This window comes from Pectobacterium polonicum (assembly GCF_005497185.1).
Classification (GTDB): Bacteria; Pseudomonadota; Gammaproteobacteria; order Enterobacterales; family Enterobacteriaceae; genus Pectobacterium; species Pectobacterium polonicum.
In genome coordinates this window covers 106,528-130,942 of the sequence record NZ_RJTN01000005.1, presented here as the reverse complement: position 1 = coordinate 130,942, position 24,415 = coordinate 106,528, and the positions used below count along the sequence as shown (strand labels likewise).

The window sequence follows — 24,415 nt, the reverse complement described above, 5'->3', positions numbered from 1 at the left end:
GTTTCAGCGGCTTCGGCAGGGCGGGTAACGGTGAGTAGCTGCCATTCAATCAATAAGCGGGTCTGTAACTCAATGCTGGCGACCGATAGCGTTTTCATCAAGCCAGGTAATGCCTCTGGCCGAATGGTCGGCATATGGGTTTTCACCGGCGTCTGAAAGGCTTTGCGGATCTTGGTGGCGGGGTTCGCGGGAATCAACCCAGAGTTAACCGCATAATCCATTATCTCGTTAATTCGCTGAATTACCCGCTTGACGGTTTCCAGTTTGCCGCTGGCCTGTATCGGTTCCAGTGCGGTGATGAAGTGACGTGCGGTAAGCTGGGTGATCGGTAGGGTTCCGATGAACTGGAACACGTGTTTTTCCAGCGAACGCCAGATATCTTTAACGGTATTCTCGGCCAGCGGTTGAGACTTTTTCACTTCGTACCAGTCGGCGGAAACTTTGGCGAACGTGTTCAGGTTGATGGCTTGCTCTTGTTCGCGTTGCTGTTGCTGGTGGAATTGCGGATCGATGCCTTTACTTATCAGCGCCTTTGCTGCTTCACGCCGCTGTCGGGCTTCGGCCAAAGAAACTGCAGGGAATGAACCAAAGCTGATTAATGCACGTTTCTTCGTATCAGGGCGGTAATAATTAAAGCGCCAGATTTTAGAGCCGCTCGGTTTCACCAGCAGATACAACCCATCCCCGTCCTGTAGCGTGTATTCCTTTTCGGCAGGTTTGGCGGCTTTGATCTCGGTATTGGTCAGTGGGGTAGTTATACGAGCCATCGTAGTTATACGCTTTTGTAGTTATATGGGGCGGTATAACTAAGCGTATAACTAAACTTTCCGGCTGTAAACGGGGTATCCCGATAGATAACAGGCAACAAAAAACCCGCAAACTCAGTGAGAATGCGGGTTTCTGTGGGGTTTCCGGTAGTAAACGATACTTACCGAATATGTATTTGGTCGGCACGAGAGGATTTGAACCTCCGACCCCCGACACCCCATGACGGTGCGCTACCAGGCTGCGCTACGTGCCGATGCTATGGGCATTTATACTACATTTTCCTGACTTTATTGCAATAGTCAGATGGAACGACTGCTTTAGATTTAAGCAGTTAGTTAGCAATAAAGCGCCTTTCGTTCGTTAGTACCTGTAAGAGTAGAGCAAGCTGCGGTTTTTCATCATTCAGCCGATTTCCCGCTATGTCGTAAGCCTGGTAGTTGCCGTTGTTTTCCAACACGATGATCTGTTCCGGTGTCGTGATCAGTAGCGTGCCGCCGTTGCCGTTAATCAGCCACGGATAGCGTCGTTGGGCAGAAAACAGGTCTTCGCCTTGTGAATAATCCTCCGTGTTGTTTTTAACATGGAGTAGACGCTGCATCAGTGTAGTCATGACGTCTTTATTGTCCGTCATTTTCGTAATGATCTGCGCAGGCGTATTCGGCCAGTGAACAATAAGCGGTGTTTGCCATTGTGTCCGTGCGAAACGGGTTGCGTTGCTGGTATTGGCATTCTGGTTTTGTGCGGTTGTCACGATGATGACGGTGTTATCCAGAACGTTCTTTTCCTGCAAAGTACGAATGATTTGACCAATCTGGCGGTCAACATCCTGAATATTTATCCGGTTGCTTGGATCTACATCTTTGCTGGAAGCGTGTTGCGGAGCGCTGTTCAGCTCAACATAAGAGAACCAAGGCGCTGGATTATTATCGAGATTGAGCCATTCCTGCCATTGCGCGATGATGGCGTCGCCACTTTGTTGTTGTGGCGCGGGCAAGGAGAAATCAGAAAGCAGTGCCTGACGATAGAGCGGGCTGTTGAAGCCGTTCGACGAAAATAGCCCAAACTGATAGCCCTGCTGGCTTAATGCAGCGATTAACGCGGAAGGTTTCCGCGCACTCAGGATGCCATCCATATAGGTCGTCGAAAGGCCGTAAAATAGATTAAACAAGGCGGCGTCTGGTTGAGAACCTGAATCATAATGATCGCTGAAGCGCACATTTTCTGAGGCGAAACGCGATAGGTTCGGCATACGGCTTTGTATCGCGTCAGGCTGCGTATCGTCGATCATCACCATCAGCAGGTTATAGCCACTCCCGCTATCGCGGAAGGTGATGTTATTGAGCGGGTACTCGACCGTTATCGCCTCAGGATTACCCTGCTGTGACAGTCGACGCTGATATTCTTGCGCATCCAACAGGCCATGTTTTTCCAGAAACCGTCGTGCCGTCATGGGATAAGATAGCGGCAGGTTGGCGCGCTGCATGGTAATCGGGCGATAGAAATTTGCATCGGCCCAGATATACATCAGGTGTGATGCGAAGAACGCCGAGATGAAAACGCCCGCCAGCGGCTTGCCAAAATGACGGCGATTCAGACTGCGTAATTTTTGCCAGCACCAAGTGCCAAATAGCATCTCTGCCATGAAAATCAATGGAATGCCGATAAACATCCACTGCCAGTCGCGCGCAATTTCCCCTTGGCCTGGGTTGACGACAAGTTCCCAAACGGTGCTGTTAAGATGCAGATGAAAACGGGTAAAGACTTCAACATCCACTAACAGTATTGTTAGCCCAGCCGTTGCCAGCGCCGCAGACAGGAACCGTAATAGGCGCTGTGACATCACAATAAACGTGAGCGGAAAGATGATCAGCAGATAGGCGGCAAAGACGATAAAACTAAAATGACCGAGCCAGCTAACCAGCGCATAAATTCGGCCGAACAGGGAGATCGGCCAATCGGCAACAAACAGGTAGCGGCTACCCAGCCCCAAGGTGAGCAAAATGTTGAATAAGGCGAACCAGTGTCCCCAACTGATCATCTGGGAGACTTTTTCGCGGTAGCGCTGACGGTTGGTTACCATTCGTTGGTCAAAACTTAGTGAGCTTTATCGGCTTTTTTAATCGAAGCCTGTAGGGCTTCAGCGAAAGAACGCGCCAGAATCTGACGTTGTGCTGGCGCGATGCTGGTGTTAATCAGGTTCGTCACCATGTTACCGAGCACCATCAACGCAAGATCGGTCGGGGCGTGGTGCTTTTCCAGAACATTGACCATCTCAGAAAGCAGTTGTTCAACGTGTTCGTCACTATAACGGGATGATTGTGGCATAAAATGGCGTATCTCAAGCAGGTAAAGTCGCTTATCTTACCGTATAGGCTTATGCTTTTCCGCACTTTTATCATTAATGCATTTTTATCACTGATGTGATTCCACCAATAACAACTAGTGTAGACGCTTAGCGCGTACAGATGTGACAGCCGCTTTATGTATTGCGGCCTGCTCGTATCAATGCTTGAATACGCGCCTTGCTAAAAGGAGAGTTTATCATGAGTCTGGATATCGCCCAGATTGCCCTGCATCAACTAATTAAACGTGACGAACAAACGCTAGAAATGGTGTTGCGTGATTCCCTGCTGTCGACTAACGCGGCAGTCGAAGAAATGATGGCGGAACTGCATCGTGTTTACAGCGCCAAGAGTAAGGCCTACGGGCTGTTTAATGAGCAGAGCGAGCTGGCGGATGCGCTTCGCGCTTGTCGCAAAGGAGATGAGGACTTTTTGAGCTTCTCACGTGCTGCGACAGGGCGACTGCGTGACGAACTGGCGAAGTATCCGTTTGCTGAAGGCGGTATCGTGCTGTTCTGTCAGTATCGTTATCTGGCGGTCGAATATTTATTGATATCGGTGCTTAATAGCTGCAACAGCATGCGGGTTAATGAGCAGTTGGATATCAGCACTACGCACTATCTGGATATCAATCATGCCGATATCGTTGCGCGTATCGATTTGACGGAATGGGAAACCAATCCAGAATCTACACGCTATCTGACGTTCCTAAAAGGCCGTGTTGGGCGCAAAGTGTCTGACTTCTTCATGGATTTTCTGGCCGCGTCAGAAGGGCTGGACACTAAAGCACAAAACCGTGGCTTGCTGAAAGCGGTCGATGAGTATTGTGACGAAGCGCAGTTAGATAAAAACGAGCGCCAGAATTATCGCCAGCAGGTGTATAGCTACTGTAATGAGCAGTTACAGTCCGGCGAGGAAATTGAGCTGGCGTCGCTGTCGCAGGAACTGCCACCGCTGGGCGAGAAAACCTTTCAGCAGTTTTCAGCCGATCAGGGGTATGAGCTGGAAGAGAGTTTCCCTGCCGATCGCGGGACACTGCGCCAGTTGACCAAATTTGCTGGCAGCGGCGGCGGTATTAGCCTGAATTTTGATGCGTTGCTACTCGGCGAGCGGATTTTCTGGGACCCCGCGACGGATACGTTGACGATTAAAGGCACACCACCGAATCTGCGCGATCAGTTACAGCGCCGAACGAGCGGCGGTAAGTCGTAGAAATAGTGTCAGAAGACGGCGTTGCCCTTTTCTTATCGTCATAAGAAAGGGGCAGCAACGGATAACGGTTAGAAATATTTGAGCCAGCGGATGTCTCTGCGACGGGCTTTTAAGCGTGCAAACGCCCGAACGGGTGAAAACAGCACGACCATCAGCACCAGAGTACACGCCCACAGTTGCCAGACGGCGGAAAAGCCGAACCACGCCCCCTGATTTTTTCCCCAGATTGCTACCGCAGTTAAATACATGCCTTTTAAAACATACAGATGCAGTAGGTAGAAAAACATCGGCGCAGCGCCGAAGCTTGCTAACACAACAAGCCAACGCTTTTGCTGTTGACGTTCAAACACCGCAAGCAGGCACAACCCAATAGCGAGCGTCAGGCAGAGGAACAGCAGCGACGGAGGGTATTTCGTGATGTTGAAATAGCTCATAAGTGTCTGCGCGATGGTTTCACTCTGCTGCCAAGGTTTATCACCATACAAATTGATGCTGCGCAGCACGAAGAACAGCGTTAGCGTGATGCCAGCTAGAGCGAGCAGGGCTTTCTGGCGCTGAAGCGGAAAGAGGTCTTTCCGATATAGCGCTCCAGCCGCGTAGCCAAGCGAAATAACGCCAATCCAGGGAAGTATTGGATATGAGGTTCGCATACGAAATGTTTCGCCGATTTCTATCCAACCGCGATCGTGCAGAATTGCCCAGGGAATCGACCAGATGGAGCCTGCGGAAGCATGCAGAGGGTCAAGTAGGTTATGTCCGCCCACGATAACGATGCCGAGTATGAAAACCAGCCCAGCAGGTAACCAAATCAGCGCGCTGAGGGCGAGCATACTCATACCGATGGCCCAGATAACCTGTAAGTAGATAACCTGTGGCGGGAATTGAAACGTCCACGCGAAGTTGATCAGCGTGATCTCAAGAACAATGAGAATTAAGCCGCGCTGGAACAGGAAGAGGGCAGTTTGCCGACGATCTTGTACTTTCTGATGATAAAGCGCCGCAGAGAGACCCGTTAAAAAGACAAACACGGGGGCGCACAGGTGAGCCAGCGTGCGGTTGATAAATAGCATGGGATCGGTGCTGGCGACATCAATGGGGTCGGCGAGCTGGAGGTGCAGATAAAAAGTTTCCCGCACATGGTCTAGTAGCATGAGTACCATCACCAGACCGCGCAGGGCATCGATAGCGATAAGCCGCTGAGATATCTCTCGAGACATGTTCACATTCCTTTGTGAATGAATAAATTTTTATAAAAAAAACGCCGCATAGGCGGCGTTCTTCTTTTCCGGCGTCCCGGAAAACGACTTCAGCGCAAACTAAACGCGAACGAAGTCGATATGAGTCAGTTTAGGCTTGTAAACGTGACGTTGTACAGCCTGAACTTTAACTTGAACTTCTTTGCCATCGATAGACAGGATCAGTGTTTCACCGTAGAAGCCATCTTTAACTTCTTGGTTTTTCACTGAATCGTGATCCAGTTCGATAGATACTGGTGCTTCTGAACCACCGTAAACGATGGCTGGGAATTTACCAGCTGAACGCAGGCGGCGGCTCGCACCCTTACCCTGACCTTGACGTGCTTCTGCTTTGATAGTAATCATTTTCTTCTCTACTTATATAAAGTAATCCTGCTACAGGCGACCCAGCAACAGGTTGGGTTATTCAGCTTTTGCGAACAAAAGCGGGCTGAATTCTAGCGGAATATGGCTCTGCGGGCAAATGAATCCCAAAATTACTCGTCATACTTCAAGTTTCATGTACGTTGGTAGCGTTCTGTCACCCGAATCACTTACCTGAGTAAGCTCATCGGGATGAAATGAGAGACATCCTGTCTCTCACCGAAGGCCAGCCGCTGGCTGGTCAAATTCGTTCCCGACGAATTTGTCCCCTCACTTGCCGCCTGCCTGAAACGCGAATCATTTAGAGTATACCTTAGCCGCGGAGCTCGTTGGCACGGCGAAAGCGTCCCTGATAATCAAAGATCTTTTCGCGTATTTGCCAGAATTTCCCGTTTTTACGCGCGACGACAAAGTCGGGCGCGCGTAATAATTTCTGTTGTGCAACGACGTCAGCGGCATTCTGCCAGTTAAACGGCGTTCCCGGCGCGCGCTGATGAACGCGCAAAAACTGTTGCAAGAAAACGTGGCGTTGCGCGGTAGAATGCAGACGAAAACGTTCGCTCACTTCCGCACCGTCCTCATCGTGGTAGAGGATTTTCAGCCATTCTCCTTTTGCGTCCTGCCCCTGTTCAAAGCTCATGCCGCTACAGCGCAAAACCAGCGCATCTTTCAGTTTCAGCGCCGCTTTCAGCATGTCGTCGGGATCGACTAACACCTCGTCACACTGGTGACAGCGCCGCGCCGCGATATCATTCTCCGCACCGCAGTGCGGACAAACTTTAAACCGAAACCGAAAATCACACTGTTGGCGCTGGCCGCTTTCCGCCATTTCCCAGCCCTGACAGCGGCGGCCATAGTGTTCGATGATATCGCCATCAGGAGTGGTTTTCCCCCAGAACAGATTGGCAAAACCACATGCAGGGCAGAAGACCTGCACCGGTTGGCTGCCAGCATGCGGTTTGCTGTTGCCGACTTCTGGCGTATAGAGGTCGTGCGGGTTGCCCGCGTAATCCAGTATCAGGCAGTCCGTTTTCCCCGGATACAAACGTAAACCTCGGCCGACGATTTGCTGATACAGGCTGACGGATTCTGTTGGGCGAAGGATGGCGATGAGATCGACATGCGGGGCATCAAAACCGGTTGTCAACACCGCCACGTTGACCAGATACCGCAGCGATTGCTGTTTAAAGGCGTTAATCAGCGCATCACGCTCGGCCGCTGGCGTATCGGCACTGACCAGCGCAGCCTGACCAGCCGGTAACAATGCTGTAATTTCTTTGGCATGCTCGACGGTGGACGCAAAAATCATCACGCCGCGCCGCGTTTGCGCATAATCGATGACCTGGCTGATGATGTGCGGCGTAATACGCTGTTGACGCTTGAGTTCGAGGTTTAGGTCGGCTTCACTGAATAGCCCGTTGCTGCGAGCGACGAGCTTACTGAAATCATATTGCACCACTGGCATATCTAATCTGTCAGGTGGCACCAGAAAGCCATGCTTGATCATATAGCGTAGCGGCAGTTCATAGATGCAGTCGCGGAACAAACACTGTTCGTCACCCCGGATCATACCGTGATAGTGATACTGATATATCCAGCCTTTGCCAAGCCGATAGGGCGTGGCGGTTAAGCCGAGCAGCCGCAGCTGTGGGTTGGTTTTTTGCAGGTGCTGGATGATTTGTTGATATTGGCTGTTATCGTCGTCGCTAATACGGTGACATTCATCAATGATCAGCAGAGAGAAGGCATTATCGAACTGGTCGAGATTACGCGCGACGGACTGCACGCTGCCAAAAACCACCTTTCCCTGACTCTCTCGCTGCTGTAGCCCCGCTGCGAAGATATCGGCTTCCAAATCCAAGGCGCAGTATTTGGCATGGTTTTGCGCCACCAGTTCCTTGACGTGTGCGAGCACCAGTACACGACCGCGGGCAAGCCGTGCCAGTTCAGCGATGACCAGACTCTTCCCAGCGCCAGTAGGCAAAACGATGACGGCCGGTTGAGTATGACGGCGAAAATAGTCGAGTGTGGCGGAAACAGCCTCACGCTGGTAAGGCCGTAGTGTGAACGACATCGCTAGTGCTGGCAGATTTTACTGGCGCTGGTGGTGAACCCTGCATCCTGCGGGATAAATTTTCCGCGTTCAGACAGAAATCGCACCAACATTGAAGCCGTCATGTTTTCGGCGGAACAGGTATGAAAACGTGCTGCACTGCCGAAACGGGTTTCTATGGTGGTAATTAACTGTTCGGTGGTAAATGATTCACCAGACGCGAGCATCATTTGCAAAACTTCATGACCATGAATAGATGACATGGGGTGTCCTTAAAATGTAAGAAATTGTCCCTATTATGCCTGTCGATAATACCTAGTGCGAGGGATGCGCAGCCTGAATACGGGCTAAAAAGAGCGGTCCACAGACGGTGAATTGCAGGACGAGCGGGCAAAGCCCCGTTATACTACGATTTCATCATTTAGGGTCTCACGATTTGAGACAGGCAGTTATTTGAGATAGGTAGTCAGTTTTAATGCGATTGGACAAATTTTTATCCCAACAGTTGGAAATTAGCCGTTCACTGGTGGCGCGTGAGCTCCACGCACAGCGCGTTACCGTCGATGGTGAAGTGGTAAAAAGCGGCGCATTCAAGTTATCCCCCGAGCATAACGTTGAATTTGATGGCAACCCACTGAAACAGCAGAATGGCCCACGTTATTTCATGTTGAATAAGCCTCAAGGCTACGTTTGTTCAACGGACGATCCCGATCATCCTACCATTCTTTATTTTATGGATGTGCCCGTGGCGTACAAACTGCATGCGGCAGGGCGGTTAGATATCGATACCACAGGGTTGGTGCTGTTAACTGACGATGGCCAATGGTCGCATCGTATTACTTCGCCTAAACATGAGTGTGAAAAAACCTATTTGGTGACGCTGGAGCAGCCGCTGGCCGAAGATACCGCCGCGCAATTTACGGCGGGCGTGCAGTTGCATAGCGAGAAGAATCTCACTAAGCCCGCTACGCTAGAGAAGATAACAGATCACGTCGTGCGGTTGACGATTAGTGAAGGCCGCTATCACCAAGTGAAAAGGATGTTTGCTGCGGTGGGCAATCGCGTTGTGGAACTGCATCGCGAGCGTATTGGCGGCATTTATCTGGATAGCGAACTGGAACCGGGAGAATATCGCGAATTACGTGCTGAAGAGGTAGCCAGCGTAAAATAAGAGTATTCAGAACGACCTTCTTTCTTATCTGGAGTTATTCGTGCAATTACGCCGACCTTCTCATCTCGGGCTGATTTTTATTCTTGGCCTGATTTCGATGCTAACGCCGTTAGCGATCGATATGTATTTACCGGCGTTGCCGACCATTGCTAACGAATTTGGCGTGGGGGATGGGCATGTCCAAATGACGCTCAGTACCTATGTGCTGGGTTTTGCGATTGGTCAGATGTTTTACGGGCCGATGGCGGATAGCCTGGGGCGCAAGCCTGTCATTCTCGGCGGCACGCTGGTTTTTGCGTTCGCTGGTGTAGCCTGTGCGCTGGCGCAAACGGTGGAGCAACTGATCTACATGCGTTTCCTGCATGGGGTTTCCGCCGCAGCGTCTGCGGTGGTCATTAATGCGCTGATGCGCGATATGTTCTCGCGGGATGATTTTTCCCGCATGATGTCATTCGTTGTGTTGGTGATGACCGTTGCCCCTTTAATCGCCCCGATTGCTGGTGGGTGGCTGTTGCTGTGGTTTAGCTGGCATTCCATTTTTTGGGCGATTTCTGGCGCGGCTTTTCTAGCATCAGCGCTGATTTTCTTTTTTATCAAAGAAACGCTACCGCCTGCGAAGCAGCAGAAATTTCATCTCCGTACCACTATCGGGAATTTTGCCATCCTGTTTCGCCACAAGCGGGTATTTAGCTATATGGTGGCGAGTGGGCTTTCGTTTTGCGGCATGTTCTCTTTCCTGAGTGCCGGACCGTTTGTGTATATCAACCTGTATGGCGTTTCTCCTCAGAATTTCGGTTATTACTTTGCCCTGAACGTCGTTTTTCTGTTTGTAGTGACGCTGTTTAACAGCCGTAATGTTCGACGGTTGGGGGCTATGGCGATGTTCCGCACGGGGCTGGTCATTCAGTTTGCGATGGGGATATGGCTGGTGATTGTTTGCCTGTTCGACCTCGGTTTCTTACCGCTGGTGTTCGGTGTCGCGCTGTTTGTTGGCTGCATTGCGATGGTGGCGTCAAACGCGATGGCGGTCATTCTTGATGACTTCCCTCATATGGCAGGTACGGCATCATCGTTGGCTGGCACGCTACGCTTTGGTCTTGGTGCGATTGTCGGGGTTATCCTCTCACTGGCTTCATTTAACAGCGCCTGGCCGATGGTATTATCTATGGCACTTTGTTCTATCGGTGCATTTCTGCTGTATCTGTATGCGCACCGTTCCGCTCCGTCCTGATTTTTCCCTCCTCCTCAGGTGCAGGTAAGGTATTCCTGCACCTGAATGTGTTCCTCTATTCTTGGTTTTCCTTCTGACGACGATAGTCTGGCATTCCCTTTTGTTTTGGTAATGTAAAATATTTGACCTAAAAGTGAACAAAGAAGCCAAAAAGGGTTGAGATATTAAGTGGAAAAGGTTACATATAGCCGGAAAAGAAGAGCAATTCGTGATCGGTTTGGCATTAATAGCGCTTGCAATCAGGCTTGTTAGCCACTAACACGATATTTAAAACGTGTATTTGTTGTTTTTTTGTTCATCAAAAGTGGCGGGAAATGGTGTGAACACGCTACTATGATAAATATGTTACTATTTTGTGAATTATTACCTGAGGGAAACAGTAGTGGACGGTTTTCAACTTTCGGTAGTTCATCGTTTGCCGCAAAGTTATCGCTGGTTATCGGGTTTTACAGGTATCAATGTTGAACCGATTCCGCTGAGCGGCAGAGAAGAAGACAATAATCTGATTGGCCTCAAACTTTTGAGCCATGATGGCGATATCGCATGGGAAATTATGCGTCAGTTGAATCAATCCCTGTCTGAAATACAGGTTGAATGCGCCGTGCTGGAATGGGAAGGCGAACCCTGTCTGTTTTTACATCGTAACGATGAAAGTACCGCAATGTGCCGCTTGAAGAATGTTGGTGTTGCTATCGCGGAATCAGTATCGGCACAGTATCCTTTTTGAACCGCAGCGTCAGTCGTGACGCTGCGGTTTTCTCTCGCTTGTTTCCGCTGTTTTTCTGCCACTCAGGATGAAAACTGTAGCAGCTCCCGCGTGTACTGTTCGGCTGGATGAGTGAACACCTGTTTACACTCGCCCTGCTCGACGACGTTGCCTTGTCGTAACACAATAACCTGATGACACAGTGAGCGAATAACCTGCAAATCATGACTGATAAACAGGTAGGCGATTTTGTGCTTTTCCTGTAATGATTTAAGCAGTGCCAGAATTTGTGCCTGCACCGTCCTGTCTAGCGACGACGTCGGTTCATCAAGGATCAGCAGTTCCGGTTGCAGTATCAGTGCTCGAGCGATGGCGATGCGCTGACGTTGACCGCCGGAAAACTCTGAAGGATAGCGGTAGCGGGTGGTAGGATCTAGCCCCACTTCCTGCATCACCGTGACCACGCGTTGTTCGCGTGCTTCTTTGCTCAATTTGTGATGAACGGTTAATCCCTCTGCAATGATTTGTTCTACATTCAGCCGCGGGTTCAGCGCGGAATTGGGGTCCTGAAAAACGACCTGAATCCGGTGACGAAAAGGCAGCATTTGTTTACGGGTGAGTCCCTGCAAGGGTTGGCCGTCAAACCAGATATCGCCACGCGATTGAATCAGGCGCAGCAGCGCTAACCCGGTGGTGCTTTTTCCTGAACCGGATTCCCCCACCAGACCCAGGCTTTCACCGCGTCGTAAGGTAAAGGTAATGTTGTTAACTACTTGCTTTTCATCAACGGTACGGCGCAAAAGACCGCGTTTGATAGGAAAGGACACGTGCAATTGATCCACCCGCAGGAGCGGTTCACCGTCATCTTCTATCGCAAGCGGTTCACCCGATGGCTCTGCGTCCAGTAATTGGCGGGTGTAAGGATGCTGAGGCGCGCTGAAAAGCTGCTGACAGCTGTTGTGCTCCACCGCCTTACCTGCTTTCATCACCGAGACATTATCTGCCAACTGACGGACGATATTCAGGTCGTGGGTGATGAAGAATAAACTCATCCCCAGTTCTTGCTTCAGCTCGTTCAGCAATTTCAATATTTGCGCCTGAACGGTAACGTCTAACGCCGTTGTGGGCTCATCGGCAATCAGTAAATCGGGCTGGGTCAGTAGCGCCATCGCAATCATGACGCGCTGGCGTTCCCCGCCGGAAAGCTGGTGCGGGAAATCATTCAACCGGCTTTTCGCCTGCCGAATGCCCACGCGATCCAGGCAGGAGATGACCTCGCTACGGGCTGCCTCGGTGCGCATACCCCGATGCAGCGAAAGCACTTCAATCAGCTGCTTCTCAATACTTTGCAGGGGATTGAGCGACACCATCGGTTCCTGAAAGATCATTGCGATCCGATTACCGCGTATGTGACGCAAGGTTTTTTCATCGGCATGCAGCAGTGATTGTCCTGCGAAACGGATATCCCCTTGCGGATAAACCACGGGAGGGGAGGGGAGCAAACGCAAAACCGATAGCGCCGTGACGCTTTTCCCCGAACCTGATTCACCGACCAGCGCCAGCGTCTCACCTGCGTTCACCGACAGTGAAAGCTGGTCGACAACGCGCTGCTCCTGCTCGCCTTTGCGGAAGGCAATGCTGAGATTATCTATCTGCAATAAAGGTGAACTGGACATATTAATGCGCCTTGCTGGGGTCAAAGGCGTCGCGTACCGCTTCGCCGATAAAAATGAGTAAGGAAAGCACGATGGAAAGCACCATAAATACGGTAATGCCTAGCCACGGCGCCTGGAGATTATTTTTTCCTTCCAGCAATAAGGTGCCTAGTGATGGTGAACCCATCGGCAGACCAAAACCGAGAAAATCCAGTGACGTCAGCGTGGTAATCGATCCGCAGAGAATAAAGGGAAGGTAGGTCAGCGTGGCGACCATCGCATTTGGCAGCATACAGCGGAACATAATGGCACGGTCGCTGACGCCCATGGCCTGCGCGGCGCGAATATAGTCAAAGTTTCGCGTACGTAGAAACTCTGCTCTTACTACACCAACCAGACTCATCCAGCCGAACAGTACGGTAATGCCCAATAGCCACCAGAAGTCCGGTTGGATAACGCTGGACAGCAGGATGATGAGAAACAGCGTCGGCATGCCGGACCAGACTTCGATAAAGCGCTGGCCCCATAGATCGAGGCGTCCGCCGTAATACCCCTGTGTTGCCCCGACGATAATGCCAATCACGCTGGACAGGATCGTGAGCGCCAGGCCGAACAGCAGTGAAATGCGGAAGCCATACATTACCTGGGCGACCACGTCTTTACCCTGACTGTCTGTTCCCAGCCAGTTCTGCCACGAGGGGGCGGACGGGAAAGATGCGGTAGTCGCGTAGTTTATGGTGTCGTAGCTGTAGCGAATCAGTGGCCAGATGGTCCAACCGTGGCTGCTGATACGCTCTGCGATATAAGGATCGCGGAAATCAGCGGTGGTATCTAACTGCCCGCCAAATGTTCTCTCGCTGTGGTCAATGAGCACTGGCGTATAGAGTTGGCCGTCATATTTCGCCAGCAGTGGTTTATCATTGGCGATCAGTTCGGAAAACAAACTGAGAATAAACAGCACCATGAAAATCCACAGCGACCAGTAACCACGACGGTTACTTTTAAAACGCGCCCAGCGCGCCTGATTAATCGGGCTTAAGCGGCTCATTGGCGTCCCTCAAAATCGATACGCGGGTCCACCAGCGTATAGGTTATGTCGCTGACGATATTCAGCAATAAGCCGATCAGCGTGAAGATATACAGCGTGCCGAACATGACGGGATAATCACGTTGCAGCGTCGCGTCATAGCCCAACAGACCGAGCCCGTTGAGCGAGAACATCACCTCAATCAACAGTGAGCCGGTGAAAAACATGCTGATAAAGGTGGCGGGGAAGCCTGCAATCACTAGCAGCATGGCATTACGGAATACGTGGCGGTAGAGAATGCTCTTTTCATCCAGTCCTTTGGCGCGCGCGGTAACCACGTATTGCTTACGAATTTCATCCATAAAGGAGTTCTTGGTAAGCATCGTTAAGGTGGCGAAACCGCCAATGACGGAAGCCAGAACCGGTAGCGCGATATGCCACAAATAGTCAGTAATCTTGCTATACCACGGCAAGGTATCAAAATTGCTGGAAACCAATCCTCGAAGTGGGAACCAGTCCAGATAACTGCCGCCTGCGAACAGCACAATCAAAATGATCGCAAACAAAAATGCCGGGATCGCATAGCCAATAATGATGAGCGTGCTGCTCCAGGTGTCGAACGGTGTACCGTTCTTCACCGCCTTTTTGATGCCAAGTGGAATGGAAATCAGGTAGACGATCAGCGTACTCCACAGTCCCAGCGTAATCGAAACCGGCATGCTCTCTTTGATGAGTTGCATCACCGAAGAGCCGCGGAACAGGCTGTCACCGAAGTCAAAACGAACATAATCCCACAGTAGTTTAAAATAGCGCTCATGGATCGGTTTATCGAAGCCATAGCGTTTGGTGATTTCCTCGATGACTTCCGGGTCGAGCCCGCGCGAACCCCGGTAAGCGTTCTCGATGTTGGGTGCGCCGCCGGTGCCAGTGCGTGCCATTCCGGCATCCATCCCACTGCTAGCGGTATAACCGCTGCCGTGTCCCATTTCAATTGCCGCGATGGCCTGATCGACCGGGCCGCCGGGGGCAATTTGTACAATGAAGAAGTTAATCGTAATAATCGCCCACAGGGTTGGGATGACCAGCAAGAGGCGGCGTAACAGATACGTTCCCATTTTGATTCCTTAACGTCGCTCTGCGGGCAGCGTGGCCGCCTGTTTGGTATCGAACCACCAGCCATCAAAACCAAGCGAATAAGCTGGGCGTACCGCAGGCATGGCAAATTTATTCCAATAGGCGAAGCGGTCATGGTTGGAATACCACATTGGAATCATAAACTGACTCCAGGTTAATACCCTGTCCAGCGCACGGCCTAATGACAGCAGGGGGACTTTTTGCCCTTGATGCTTAACGATGTCTTCAATGAGTGAATCAATCGCAGGATCGCTGACGCCAGGTCTGTTGTAGGTTGAATCGATGTACTGTGAGCTCCAATACACTTGCAGATTGGCATTGGGGTAGAGGGACGCAGGGTACACCATAGCCGTCATGTCGAAATCTCTCTTACGGATACGATTATTGAACTGCGTACTGTCGATGTTACGTACGTTCATGGTGATGCCCAGTTTTTTCAGGCTCTGCTGAAAAGGCAGGACGTACTGTGAGTTGCCAGCGCTTGGCAATAGCAGTTCAAACGTAAATGGCTGCCCGGTTTTGCTATTGACCAGCTTTTGATCTTTCAATTCCCAGCCCGCTTCTTCCAGCAGTTTTAATGCCTTAAGCCAGTTTTGGCGGTCATAGCCGCTGCCATCGGAGGAGGGCGGTTGATAGCTGGGTCCGAACACTTCTGCTGGCACTTTGTCTTTGAGTGGCGTCAGCCAGGCCAATTCCTCAGCGCCAGGTTCACCTTTAGCGGCATACTCAGTGTTTTGGAAATAACTGTCGGTACGCTGATAGGTGTTGTAATACAGCGCTTTGTTCATCCAATTGAAATCAAATGCCAGAGCCAATGCCTGACGTACGCGACGATCCTGAAACAGCGGCCGCTGGATATTGAATGTCAGCCAACGCGTATCCTGAGCGGATTGATTGACCTGATCTTGTTTGATGATATAGCCACGCGCAAAATTGCCGCCTTGATATTGGGCTGCCCAGTTTTTTGGCGATCCTTCCTCTCGCAGATCGAAGGCTCCCGCTTTAAAGGCTTCCAGCGCGACGCTGTCGTCCAGATAATAGTCGTAGCGAATTTTATCGAAATTGTACTGGCCTTTATTTACCGGCAGATCGGCACCCCAGTAGTCTTTCACGCGTGAATAGGTGACATATTGCCCCGTTCGATAGGCGGTGATGCGGTAAGGACCACTAGCTGGAGGCGGATATGAGAGTGGTTCGTTGAATTTATGATGCTTCCAGAACTTCTCCGGCATGATGGGAAGCGTCAGCAGACTGAACATGCGGTTTTTGTCGGGTACGGGGAAATCGAAGCGTACGGTCAGAGGTGCAACGGCCTTGGCGGTAACATCTTTAAAATAGATGCGGAACTGCGGCACGCCCTGCGTCATAAACATGTTGTAGGTGAACGCCACGTCAGCGGCGGTGATCGGTGAGCCGTCATGAAAGCGGGCGTTGGGATTCATTTCTATTTCAATCCAGCGGAAATCCGCCGGATGGCGTGTCGTCAGCGCGACTAACGGATAATAGCTGCCAGGTTCGTCATCAGAAGACGTAAAGAGTGCGTCGTAGAGTCGTTCTGTACGCGCTGCCGCTACGCCGCGTAGCGCGAAACGGTTGAAATTGTCAAAGGTACCCAGTGCACTGAGTGTGATGCTGCCGCCTTTGGGGGCATCAGGATTCACATAGTCAAAATGGCTGAAGTTCTCACCATATTTGGGCTCACCCAAGAGTGCAAAACTGGCGCTGTTTTCAATCGTTTCGGCATGCAGCCCAAAATGGGTTGTGCAAAGCAATACGGCAGCGATAACGCGTTTTAACATCTGACGGCAATCTCCTGCGAGTGGACGTTATCTGATTGGGCATCTGATGTAGATATGCCATATCGTAACGTTGATGATGCCGATTTTATCGGCATAAAGTTCTTGAAATAATTAACATTCCCATTGGGAAGTTGCATGTTTTCTTTTTATCATGAAATCAGGTAATAAACCTACCTTAATCACGACTCGTTAATGTTTCAGGTTGTTGAGTCAGTCATATTTTACGCAGTATGCAGAAGGGTGAGGGACGGAGTGATATGCGAGGGAGAGGGGGAGGGATAAAAAAACGCCGCTTAGGTGGTAAGCGGCGTTAGTGTCGTCTGGTTTCGTTGGCTAATAACAGCACAATACCACAGCAAGGGACGGGTATTGTTTAGCTGGTTTTTCCTTTACTCAGAACACGGCGTCCTTCTTGATAACGCTTATTCCAGTAGTCTTCCGTCATTTTGGAGATGATGACGCCACTGCTGGTGGAGGCGTGGACGAACTGATCGTTGCCGAGATAAATACCAACGTGGCGTCCGGTTGAACCCGCACGGAACAGAACAAGATCGCCAACGCGCAGTTTGTTGCGCTGAATCTGCTGACCCATCTCTTGCTGTTCATAAGTTGAACGTGGTAGATCCATACCAAACTGTTCGCGGAAAGTGCGCTGAACGAAAGCTGAGCAGTCAATGCCACGGCGACTATCACCGCCTAAACGGTAACGAACACCTTTCCAACTGGCATATTGGTTAAGTAATTTGGACTTGATGTCCACGTTACGAACCAGTGCTTCAAATTCATCCTGAGAGGCTTGCAGTAAAAGACCATCTTTATCATTAACTGCATGCATATCAGTTTGAGCTTTATGGTTGTATGCACTATTACTTCCACATGCGGAGAGCATCATTGCTACCGCGACGGCAGGCACTGCCCGCCAGATATATCTCAGAATCGGTTGAGACTTGACCATTATTGTTATGTTCCCTTGCTGTCCTTAACGATAAAAATCGCTATGTAGTATCCCCATTTCTCAGGGGTATAAATGCCAAACGAAAACGAGACTCAGACTAAATCAGAGTTTCTTCTTAGCCAAACACTCATCAGCGAAAGTGTGCCAGAATGCACATTATTTCTCTTGCTGCGGGTAGTTCAGTGTGCGCTAAAAAGCAAACTTGAACGAGACTACCGCAACAGCAGGAGGATTGCGAGAAGTTTTAACTAATTTATTTATAAGATTTAATGATGTATTCAGCTAAAAAATGTCGATGTAAAAAATCTGAAATCATGTGAATTTATACTGTCGATTTTTTAGGTAATAGCCGGTTTAACAGGGCAACAGCCGCATCGCTTGCTGGCGTTAATAACCACCAGCTTAGGCCAACCAGAACCACTGAGAGCGAACCGACGGCAATATCGGTAAACCAATGTGCACCGATCATGATGCGAGGTAATGAGAAAACCACCATGATGGTCAGGCCGATAGCGAAAGCGGTGCGGGTAAAATAGCGCAGCATAAAGGCAGTAAAGATCATCAACATCATACCGTGGTCGCCGGGGAAACTGTCCGATGAGGCATCTTTAGTCGGAATGCCCGTTAAGTCTGAAACGCGGTTGATGTCGCTAAAATAGAGCGTCGGGCTGGCATGTTGAACGGGGAGCAGATGTCCTGCCTGATTCAGTACCACGGCGGTTAACAGCATGATGAAGCCGATGATCAACAAACGGCGACGTTCAGCGGGCGTGGCTTTCACATAAAACGACAAATACAGCAATCCCATCGCAATGAGTGCACAGCCATCAAAGGCGCGATTATTGGTAATAGCAACCAGATGTAAAAATGTCGGACTCTCAACCAAAAGACGGTTGAAATAGAAAAAGATATGGCTGTCGAGCGTGAGCCAAAAACCATGGTTTTCTGGTAAATACCAGGATAAAAACAGACCGATGCCCAAAACATTGAGCACTAAAATAGAAGAAAGACGAGCAAATGACATAAGGCAAAGCATCCAAACAAAGACGAAAAAACTCCAGTTTAGTCTACGTTAGTTAAACGAGCCTTTAACAGTGAGGCTTGTAACGTATTCCATTCTGCTGGTGTTTCATTGATGATTTCGATCCGGCTATCAATCGGTGCCGTCGATCGGGTTTCTATATGAAGATCGTGTCCCTGACGGTTGACGACGAGCGTCCCTTCTTTTATACGCATCACCCCTTTAACCCGGCTCACGGGGGAAAGGCGAACCCAGTCCAGCAGGGCAGCGGTGTCAAAAGCGGTTTCAGATTCGAATACCCAACCGCAGGCGTGATAACCCTGTCCCTGATTGAGAGAACGTCGCCAGGATTGTCCATCCGGTAGCTTCAGCGCCGCCAGGCCATTTTTGGGCTGATGCGAGTGGTGGTGGGCGCCATCTGGCAGTTCGCGTATACGTTCTTGCGATGAATGGGGTCGCGGTTGGTCGAGCAGCTGTCTGCCAACGTTTCCCTGGCTGACTTCGATAATTTGCCGACCATCGCCGCTTGCCTGCTGCCACTGTTGTAAGGCCGCGAGATCGTCGGCGGTATAAGTATCGCGCTTGTTGGCGATAATAATGTCAGCGGCGGCAAGCTGATCGCGGAAGTTCTCATTTTCCGTGTAACGGGTGTCGCTTAATTGACGTGCATCCAGCAGACACAGCGTAGCCTGTAATGTCAGCCAGGGCTGATAGATATCACTCGTCAGCAAGGAGAGAATTTGTTTCGGGTGGCCGAGCCCCGTGGGTTCGATGAGCAACCGATGAGGCTTTTTCTGTTGCAGCAGCATATTCAGGCCAACCTGCATCGGCAAGCCGTTCACGCAGCACATGCAGCCGCCGGGAATTTCTTTCAGGACGGCACCGCTGTCCGCCAGTAACGCACCGTCAATGCCCACTTCGCCGAATTCATTGACCAGCACCGCCCAGACTTCGTCTTCAGGCTTTTGCGATAGAAGATGACGAATCGTGGTGGTTTTTCCACTACCCAGAAATCCCGTAATCAAATTGACTTTCGTTAGCATGGCAGGCTCCTAATGCGGGGGCGGGTTGACGTGTGCCGGATTGGTCATCCGGCGACAAGTATTGTGCGGGAAGCACAATGTATACTGTTAGTCTGCGCGGCCCATATAGCGACGTTCTGGAATGTGAATACGGATTTTTTCACCTGCGCTCAGATATTCTGGAACAGGGATAACCAGACCAGTGCTCATGGTCGCAGGTTTGTTGCGCGAACTGGCTGAAGCACCTTTAATGCCCGGTGCCGTCTCAACAATTTCCAGATCGACCGTTTGTGGCAGTTCCAGCGCGATGATTTGGCCGTCCCAGCTCAATACCTGAATCCCTGGCATGCCGCCTTCAGGGATAAACAGCAGCTCTTCTTCTATTTGATCTTTTTTGAAGAGGTAAGGAGTGTAGTCCTCATCATCCATAAAGACATACTCATCGCCGTCAATATAGGAAAAAGTAACCGTGCGGCGTGTCAGCGTGATGGTGTCGATAATATCGTCGCCTTTAAAACGCTCTTCCACTTTCAAACCCGTGCGGACGTCAGAAAAACGCATTTTATACAATGTACTGGCACCGCGGGCGCTGGGGCTCTGGACGTCGATGTCCTTCACCAACAATAACTTGTCGTTATAGTTAACGACCATTCCGCGTTTAATCTCGTTCGCTCTTGCCATAAAAATTACCTGCTATAAAGGAGTGTGATTTTTGTGGCGACACGTTACTCGCGCCGGAGAATTCAGGCAAGCATAAGATACGTGGTCTTATATTGGTTTTTGGTGGAAGGGCTGTTATGGTGGCGATCTCTATCCCTTGTCAGCCCACCGGAGAGCCTGCTGATGGACTGTCGCCCCCATTGCGGTGCCTGCTGCATCGCGGCATCGATTTCAACACCGATGCCGGGTCTGCCGCACGGCAAACCTGCAAACACGCCCTGTATTCATCTTGATGACGCGATGCGCTGCGGGTTGTTCCATTCCCCACTGCGACCTGCGGTTTGCGCGGGGCTGAAGCCGCGCGCAGATATGTGTTTCAGCCATCGTGATGAGGCGATGATTTATCTGCTCAAACTGGAAGCGGACACCGCCCCTTAACGCACGGCGATCAGGCGTCTTTGATGCGCCACATACAATAGATAGAGCCGACGATCATCAGCAGCGCGAAGAAGAACACGGCATGATAGCTCCAGATTTCAGCAACGATCCCGGCCAGCGAACCGGAGATGATCCAGCCAACGCGCGTGGTATTGGTAAACAGCGTCGTCGCCGCGCCGGCCTGCCCAGGCATTAAATCCTGAAAATAAAGCATGCCGATTCCGGCCAGAATACCAATAAAGATGGCGTTCAGTACTTGTAACGCCAACAGCGCTATTTCGCCATCAAGAACCAGCAAGCCGCCGAAGAACAACAAACCAGAGGCAACGGCAAGCCGCATCAGGAAGCGTTTTCCGAAGCGTTTGGCAACATAACCTGCGATCAGCATTACCGGAATTTCCAGCCCAGCGGCAACGCCCATCATGATACCCGCCAACTTTTCCGGCAGGTGCAGTTCATGCACCAGATACAACGGCATATTAATGAGGTAAATCCCGTTGCAGGTCCACATCAAGGTACAGGCAACGAACAACAAGAGCGTGTCCCGGCGGTTGCGACGCGGTGATTCCAACGTGGAGGTGGTTTTTTCCACCGCTTTGGGCATGGAAGGCAGAAAGAGTTTGACCAGGATACCGCACAAGACAAAGACAACGGCGGCGGTCAGATACATCGTCGTGAAGCCGAATCCGAGTGCCAGCGCAAAGGCGATAGGCGGGCCAACAACCCAGGCGAGCGAAATTTGAGCGCGAAGGATTGAGCTGAACATCGCTGCTTCACGACCGGTTTTATCCGCGTGCTCGCGCGCCAACGCAAAAAGTTGCGGGTTTGCCGTCGAGCCAAAGCTGCTCAATAAGACGCCGATAAAGAGCAGAATAAAGTAGTTACGGTTCCACGCAAACAACATGCAGGCCAGCGCCCCCAGCAGGCAGCAGACGAAGATCAGCGATTTGCGATCGCCTTGACGATCCGAGCGCGTTGCGAGTATTTGGCTGACGATAATGCCGATAACCGCACTACCGGTATAAAACATGCCAACAAGGAAAGGACGTGCCTGTACTTCACTGGAAAGAAAAAGGCTGAGTGTGGGAAGTTGCAGGGCTCCGGCCGTTCCAGTCAGAAAGGCGATAACCAAAAATGCTGACGATGTCAGGTCAAGCGGACGTCGTGTTGTGTTTGCAGGAGTGAACATAAATTGATAGCGCTTGGAAAATAGGCAGAGACTGTCGAGCGCGACATACTACTCGCGTTTATAATGAAACCGAAATCTTGTTTCATTATTTTTCTTCAGCATGGCTTCAGCCATTTAATGATTTTTGTTGGCGGGCAGCGAGGTATCCACGTTAAAATGTGCGTTATGTCAAAATTTTGTTACGTCAGCAGCGTAGAAAGCTTGCATAAATGTCGTAATAGAATGAGACTTTTGAAACGTTTCAGCGGAGTTTTTTTTGAAACGCCCTACTAATCGACACATTTTTTTCTCATAAAAGCTGAAACGATTCAACTTTCAGCAAGAGAGGAGAGCCATGTTCCAGTTGTCACAGCAAGATATTCATTTGGGCGCAGCGGCCAGTAACAAGCAGGAAGCTATCCAGCTTGTTGCTTCAGCACTGACTGATGCCGGGTGCGTTAACGCAGGGTATGTCGACGGCATGCTACAGCGTGAACAGCAAACATCTACCTATTTGGGAAGCGGTATTGCTATCCCGCACGGCACCACCGATACCCGCGATTTGGTATTGAAGACCGGGGTTCAAGTATTCCAGTTTCCTCAGGGTATTGCCTGGGGTGAAGATCAAACCGCCTATGTGGTGTTGGGTATTGCAGCCCGCTCTGATGAACATCTGGCGTTGCTGCGCCAATTGACTCACGTCCTGAGCGACGACCGCGTAGCGGCACGTCTGGCAAGCACTACATCAGCAGAAGAACTGCGTAGCCTGCTGATGGGCGAGCAGCAACTGGCGGAGTTCCGCTTTGATACCTCGCTGATTGCGCTGGACGTGGCGACCGATAATCTGTTGACGCTTCAGGCGCTGAACGCGGGTCGCCTTCAGCAGGTCGGTGCAGCAGACGCCAGCTTCGTCAGCACAGCGGTCAGCAATAAGCCGCTGAATCTGGGACAAGGTGTGTGGTTCAGCGATAGCGCTGTCGGTAACCTCAGCAGCGCGGCGGCCGTGGCACGTCCGGCTACGCCTTTCAGCGTTGACGGTGAAAACGTAGCCTTGCTGGTAACGGTTGCGGCGGCTGACGATCAGGCTTTTGCGCCGATTGACTACCTGAGCAACCTGCTGATTGCGCAAAAAGCGGAACGTCTGCTGACGGCTGATGCACCGACGCTGCTGGCACTTTTGACCAGCGACGTACCGGAAGAGAGCGAAGTGCTGACGGCGGAATTTACCATCCGTAACGAACACGGCCTGCACGCCCGTCCGGGTACCATGCTGGTGAACGTGATCAAACAGTTCACCAGTGAGATTACGGTGACCAATCTGGATGGCACAGGCAAACCGGCAAATGGCCGCAGCCTGATGAAAGTCGTCGCGCTGGGCGTGAAGAAAGGTCACAAACTGCGTTTCACCGCCAGCGGTAGCGATGCGGAGCAAGCACTGGCCGCGATTGGCGAGGCGATTACGTCCGGTTTGGGCGAGGGGGCAGCATGAGCAGGAGAGTAGCCACAATCACCCTGAATCCAGCTTACGATCTGGTTGGCTATTGCCCGGAAGTTGAGAAAGGCGAAGTCAATCTGGTTCAGACAGCGGGTCTGCACGCCGCAGGCAAAGGTATCAACGTTGCCAAGGTGCTGAAAGATCTCGGGATTGATGTCACGGTAGGTGGCTTTCTGGGTAAAGACAATCAGGATGGTTTTCAGCAATTGTTCAGCGAGCTGGGCATTGCCAACCGTTTTCAGGTTGTGCCAGGACGTACGCGTATTAATGTCAAATTAACCGAAAAAGATGGCGATGTAACCGACTTCAACTTTTCCGGTTTTGAAGTGACACAGCAGGATTGGCAGCGTTTCGTCAATGACTCGCTGAGCTGGCTTGGGCAGTTCGACATGGTCGCGGTGAGCGGCAGCTTGCCTGCTGGCGTCGATCCTGATGCGTTTACCGACTGGATGTCGCGTCTGCGCACGCAGTGTCCTTGCATTATTTTCGACAGCAGCCGTGAAGCGCTGGTGGCGGGACTGAAAGCCTCTCCTTGGTTGGTGAAACCCAACCGCCGGGAGCTGGAGATATGGGCTGGGCGTAAATTACCTACGCTGGCTGATGTGGTGGATGCCGCCCACGCGCTGCGTGAGCAGGGTATTGCGCATGTTGTGATCTCTCTGGGTGCGGAAGGCGCGCTGTGGGTGAATGCATCGGGTGCGTGGCGGGCATTGCCACCGGCTTGTGATGTGGTAAGTACGGTAGGTGCGGGCGACTCCATGGTTGGGGGGTTGATTTATGGCTTATTAATGCGTGAGTCCAGTGAGCACACTCTGCGTTTGGCTACGGCGGTTTCAGCGCTGGCCGTCAGCCAAAGTAATGTTGGTATTACCGATCGTCCTCAGTTGGCCGCGATGATGGCGCGTGTCGACCTCAAACCCTTTAACTGATACAGCAGGA

23 protein-coding genes and 1 tRNA gene are annotated in these 24,415 nt (G+C 51.1%); 7 read left to right on the top strand and 17 right to left on the bottom strand.

What is annotated here, in order from left to right; translation table 11 throughout:
• The 4 genes from EDI29_RS22955 to EDI29_RS08210 all read right to left on the bottom strand — a co-directional run.
• A partial coding sequence (locus EDI29_RS22955) for an integrase arm-type DNA-binding domain-containing protein (RefSeq protein ID WP_241664916.1) occupies positions 1–767 on the bottom strand: 767 nt, incomplete at its 3' end.
• 177 nt (positions 768–944) lie between these two features.
• Positions 945–1,021, bottom strand: a tRNA-Pro gene (locus EDI29_RS08220).
• 78 nt (positions 1,022–1,099) lie between these two features.
• The gene (yejM, locus tag EDI29_RS08215; RefSeq protein ID WP_137740506.1) at positions 1,100–2,848 is read right to left on the bottom strand and encodes an LPS biosynthesis-modulating metalloenzyme YejM; all 1,749 of its coding nucleotides are present in this window, start codon (positions 2,846–2,848) and stop codon (positions 1,100–1,102) included.
• A gap of 14 nt (positions 2,849–2,862) precedes the next feature.
• Complete coding sequence (locus tag EDI29_RS08210; protein WP_011094285.1) at positions 2,863–3,093, bottom strand: YejL family protein; 231 nt, start codon at positions 3,091–3,093, stop codon at positions 2,863–2,865.
• A 218-nt stretch (positions 3,094–3,311) separates the two neighbouring features.
• On the opposite strand from EDI29_RS08210, the gene yejK reads away from it, so the two are divergent.
• Positions 3,312–4,322, top strand: coding sequence for a nucleoid-associated protein YejK (gene yejK / locus EDI29_RS08205; protein WP_137740505.1), 1,011 nt, complete (start codon positions 3,312–3,314; stop codon positions 4,320–4,322).
• 68 nt (positions 4,323–4,390) lie between these two features.
• Here yejK and EDI29_RS08200 read toward each other — a convergent pair whose 3' ends face one another.
• From EDI29_RS08200 to EDI29_RS08185, 4 genes are all read right to left on the bottom strand, one after another.
• Positions 4,391–5,539: an acetyltransferase domain-containing protein gene (locus EDI29_RS08200; RefSeq protein WP_137740504.1), complete on the bottom strand. Its 1,149-nt coding sequence runs from the start codon at positions 5,537–5,539 to the stop codon at positions 4,391–4,393.
• Between the two features lie 99 nt (positions 5,540–5,638).
• Positions 5,639–5,923, bottom strand: a complete 285-nt coding sequence (gene rplY / locus EDI29_RS08195; protein WP_005967246.1) for a 50S ribosomal protein L25 — start codon at positions 5,921–5,923, stop codon at positions 5,639–5,641.
• Between the two features lie 331 nt (positions 5,924–6,254).
• The gene (radD, locus tag EDI29_RS08190) at positions 6,255–8,015 is read right to left on the bottom strand and encodes a DNA repair helicase RadD (protein WP_137740503.1); all 1,761 of its coding nucleotides are present in this window, start codon (positions 8,013–8,015) and stop codon (positions 6,255–6,257) included.
• Between the two features lie 2 nt (positions 8,016–8,017).
• The gene (locus EDI29_RS08185; protein ID WP_137740502.1) at positions 8,018–8,257 is read right to left on the bottom strand and encodes a YecH family metal-binding protein; all 240 of its coding nucleotides are present in this window, start codon (positions 8,255–8,257) and stop codon (positions 8,018–8,020) included.
• A 212-nt stretch (positions 8,258–8,469) separates the two neighbouring features.
• Here EDI29_RS08185 and rsuA point away from each other — a divergent pair, with 212 nt between their 5' ends.
• The 3 genes from rsuA (at position 8,470) to EDI29_RS08170 (ending at position 11,123) form a co-directional block, all read left to right on the top strand.
• A complete protein-coding gene (gene rsuA, locus EDI29_RS08180; RefSeq protein WP_137740501.1) occupies positions 8,470–9,165 on the top strand; it encodes a 16S rRNA pseudouridine(516) synthase RsuA in 696 nt (231 codons plus the stop codon).
• A gap of 40 nt (positions 9,166–9,205) precedes the next feature.
• Positions 9,206–10,396, top strand: coding sequence for a Bcr/CflA family multidrug efflux MFS transporter (locus tag EDI29_RS08175; protein WP_137740500.1), 1,191 nt, complete (start codon positions 9,206–9,208; stop codon positions 10,394–10,396).
• Positions 10,397–10,778: 382 nt separating this feature from the next.
• Complete coding sequence (locus EDI29_RS08170; RefSeq protein WP_014699583.1) at positions 10,779–11,123, top strand: YejG family protein; 345 nt, start codon at positions 10,779–10,781, stop codon at positions 11,121–11,123.
• Positions 11,124–11,185: 62 nt separating this feature from the next.
• On the opposite strand, the gene yejF is transcribed toward EDI29_RS08170, so the two are convergent.
• The 8 genes from yejF to yeiP form a co-directional block, all read right to left on the bottom strand.
• Positions 11,186–12,778: a microcin C ABC transporter ATP-binding protein YejF gene (yejF, locus tag EDI29_RS08165; RefSeq protein WP_137740499.1), complete on the bottom strand. Its 1,593-nt coding sequence runs from the start codon at positions 12,776–12,778 to the stop codon at positions 11,186–11,188.
• Between the two features lies 1 nt (position 12,779).
• The gene (locus EDI29_RS08160; RefSeq protein ID WP_137740498.1) at positions 12,780–13,805 is read right to left on the bottom strand and encodes an ABC transporter permease; all 1,026 of its coding nucleotides are present in this window, start codon (positions 13,803–13,805) and stop codon (positions 12,780–12,782) included.
• The gene (locus EDI29_RS08155) at positions 13,802–14,899 is read right to left on the bottom strand and encodes a microcin C ABC transporter permease YejB (RefSeq protein ID WP_137740497.1); all 1,098 of its coding nucleotides are present in this window, start codon (positions 14,897–14,899) and stop codon (positions 13,802–13,804) included. Before EDI29_RS08155 ends, EDI29_RS08160 begins: the two co-directional genes overlap by 4 nt.
• A 9-nt stretch (positions 14,900–14,908) precedes the next feature.
• Complete coding sequence (locus EDI29_RS08150) at positions 14,909–16,717, bottom strand: extracellular solute-binding protein (RefSeq protein ID WP_137740496.1); 1,809 nt, start codon at positions 16,715–16,717, stop codon at positions 14,909–14,911.
• A gap of 373 nt (positions 16,718–17,090) precedes the next feature.
• Positions 17,091–17,672: a bifunctional murein DD-endopeptidase/murein LD-carboxypeptidase gene (gene mepS / locus EDI29_RS08145; protein WP_005967268.1), complete on the bottom strand. Its 582-nt coding sequence runs from the start codon at positions 17,670–17,672 to the stop codon at positions 17,091–17,093.
• A 322-nt stretch (positions 17,673–17,994) separates the two neighbouring features.
• On the bottom strand, positions 17,995–18,696 hold the full coding sequence (locus EDI29_RS08140; RefSeq protein ID WP_137740495.1) for a phosphatase PAP2 family protein: 702 nt from the start codon (positions 18,694–18,696) through the stop codon (positions 17,995–17,997).
• A gap of 38 nt (positions 18,697–18,734) precedes the next feature.
• Entirely contained in the window at positions 18,735–19,736 is a 1,002-nt protein-coding gene (locus tag EDI29_RS08135; protein WP_137740494.1) for a CobW family GTP-binding protein, read from the bottom strand.
• 87 nt (positions 19,737–19,823) lie between these two features.
• Positions 19,824–20,396 (bottom strand): elongation factor P-like protein YeiP, encoded by a 573-nt coding sequence (yeiP, locus tag EDI29_RS08130; RefSeq protein WP_010277377.1) that lies wholly within the window; start codon positions 20,394–20,396, stop codon positions 19,824–19,826.
• Positions 20,397–20,558: 162 nt separating this feature from the next.
• Between yeiP and EDI29_RS08125 the strand changes: the two genes are divergently transcribed.
• Positions 20,559–20,813 carry a hypothetical protein gene (locus EDI29_RS08125; RefSeq protein ID WP_010294776.1) on the top strand — a complete coding sequence of 85 codons (255 nt, stop codon included), beginning with the start codon at positions 20,559–20,561 and terminating at the stop codon, positions 20,811–20,813.
• 10 nt (positions 20,814–20,823) lie between these two features.
• Here EDI29_RS08125 and setB read toward each other — a convergent pair whose 3' ends face one another.
• A complete protein-coding gene (gene setB / locus EDI29_RS08120; protein ID WP_137740493.1) occupies positions 20,824–22,002 on the bottom strand; it encodes a sugar efflux transporter SetB in 1,179 nt (392 codons plus the stop codon).
• 334 nt (positions 22,003–22,336) lie between these two features.
• Between setB and fruB the strand changes: the two genes are divergently transcribed.
• Together fruB and fruK are read left to right on the top strand one after the other, a co-directional pair.
• Positions 22,337–23,470 carry a fused PTS fructose transporter subunit IIA/HPr protein gene (gene fruB, locus EDI29_RS08115; RefSeq protein ID WP_137740492.1) on the top strand — a complete coding sequence of 378 codons (1,134 nt, stop codon included), beginning with the start codon at positions 22,337–22,339 and terminating at the stop codon, positions 23,468–23,470.
• Positions 23,467–24,405 carry a 1-phosphofructokinase gene (gene fruK, locus EDI29_RS08110; RefSeq protein WP_014699594.1) on the top strand — a complete coding sequence of 313 codons (939 nt, stop codon included), beginning with the start codon at positions 23,467–23,469 and terminating at the stop codon, positions 24,403–24,405. Before fruB ends, fruK begins: the two co-directional genes overlap by 4 nt.
• Positions 24,406–24,415 lie beyond the last annotated feature (10 nt).

Bases quoted from the DNA above. Each gene is read 5' to 3' on its own strand.
- fruB (WP_137740492.1), top strand. From the start codon at position 22,337: ATGTTCCAGTTGTCACAGCAAGATATTCATTTGGGCGCAGCGGCCAGT.
- EDI29_RS08125 (WP_010294776.1), top strand. From the start codon at position 20,559: ATGGACTGTCGCCCCCATTGCGGTGCCTGCTGCATCGCGGCATCGATT.
- EDI29_RS08185 (WP_137740502.1), bottom strand. From the start codon at position 8,257: ATGTCATCTATTCATGGTCATGAAGTTTTGCAAATGATGCTCGCGTCT.
- EDI29_RS08140 (WP_137740495.1), bottom strand. From the start codon at position 18,696: ATGTCATTTGCTCGTCTTTCTTCTATTTTAGTGCTCAATGTTTTGGGC.
- EDI29_RS08150 (WP_137740496.1), bottom strand. From the start codon at position 16,717: ATGTTAAAACGCGTTATCGCTGCCGTATTGCTTTGCACAACCCATTTT.
- radD (WP_137740503.1), bottom strand. From the start codon at position 8,015: ATGTCGTTCACACTACGGCCTTACCAGCGTGAGGCTGTTTCCGCCACA.
- EDI29_RS08210 (WP_011094285.1), bottom strand. From the start codon at position 3,093: ATGCCACAATCATCCCGTTATAGTGACGAACACGTTGAACAACTGCTT.
- setB (WP_137740493.1), bottom strand. From the start codon at position 22,002: ATGTTCACTCCTGCAAACACAACACGACGTCCGCTTGACCTGACATCG.
- mepS (WP_005967268.1), bottom strand. From the start codon at position 17,672: ATGGTCAAGTCTCAACCGATTCTGAGATATATCTGGCGGGCAGTGCCT.
- rplY (WP_005967246.1), bottom strand. From the start codon at position 5,923: ATGATTACTATCAAAGCAGAAGCACGTCAAGGTCAGGGTAAGGGTGCG.
- yejF (WP_137740499.1), bottom strand. From the start codon at position 12,778: ATGTCCAGTTCACCTTTATTGCAGATAGATAATCTCAGCATTGCCTTC.
- yejK (WP_137740505.1), top strand. From the start codon at position 3,312: ATGAGTCTGGATATCGCCCAGATTGCCCTGCATCAACTAATTAAACGT.
- fruK (WP_014699594.1), top strand. From the start codon at position 23,467: ATGAGCAGGAGAGTAGCCACAATCACCCTGAATCCAGCTTACGATCTG.
- rsuA (WP_137740501.1), top strand. From the start codon at position 8,470: ATGCGATTGGACAAATTTTTATCCCAACAGTTGGAAATTAGCCGTTCA.
- yeiP (WP_010277377.1), bottom strand. From the start codon at position 20,396: ATGGCAAGAGCGAACGAGATTAAACGCGGAATGGTCGTTAACTATAAC.
- EDI29_RS08135 (WP_137740494.1), bottom strand. From the start codon at position 19,736: ATGCTAACGAAAGTCAATTTGATTACGGGATTTCTGGGTAGTGGAAAA.
- yejM (WP_137740506.1), bottom strand. From the start codon at position 2,848: ATGGTAACCAACCGTCAGCGCTACCGCGAAAAAGTCTCCCAGATGATC.
- EDI29_RS08155 (WP_137740497.1), bottom strand. From the start codon at position 14,899: ATGGGAACGTATCTGTTACGCCGCCTCTTGCTGGTCATCCCAACCCTG.
- EDI29_RS08160 (WP_137740498.1), bottom strand. From the start codon at position 13,805: ATGAGCCGCTTAAGCCCGATTAATCAGGCGCGCTGGGCGCGTTTTAAA.
- EDI29_RS08200 (WP_137740504.1), bottom strand. From the start codon at position 5,539: ATGTCTCGAGAGATATCTCAGCGGCTTATCGCTATCGATGCCCTGCGC.